Origin of the sequence: Dysgonomonas sp. 25 (genome assembly GCF_010501075.1) — a bacterium.
Classification (GTDB): domain Bacteria; phylum Bacteroidota; class Bacteroidia; order Bacteroidales; family Dysgonomonadaceae; genus Dysgonomonas.
In genome coordinates, this window is the sequence record NZ_QVMN01000053.1 from 1 (window position 1) to 308 (window position 308).

Sequence of the window (308 nt, forward strand, 5' to 3'; positions counted from 1 at the left end):
AACCAAATCAGTGGCTATACAAAAGCGATGGATCTGCAGGCGATGCGAGATGTGATGACACCTGTCTATGCAGGCAAATTGCGGGTGAAGTTACTGCCTTATGAAAATACCTTAACAAAATTGAAATACAGTATCTATACCAGAAATGGCGAGGAAGAGCTTGAAAGCGCGGAAATCAAAAATCCTGGCGAAGAGGAAAGTCTTGATCTCTCCAGTGAAGGGCTGTTAGAGGAGGAGCGAATTATGAAAATTCAGCTCTTCACTCAGGCAGATGAGCCAATCAACTTTTACACAAGGCTTGTAGACGG

Annotated in this window: 1 protein-coding gene; it reads left to right on the top strand. The window is 43.8% G+C overall.

Annotated elements, in window-relative coordinates:
• Positions 1–308: hypothetical protein (locus D0T66_RS16160; protein ID WP_221412248.1), on the top strand; the 308-nt coding region annotated here is incomplete at both ends.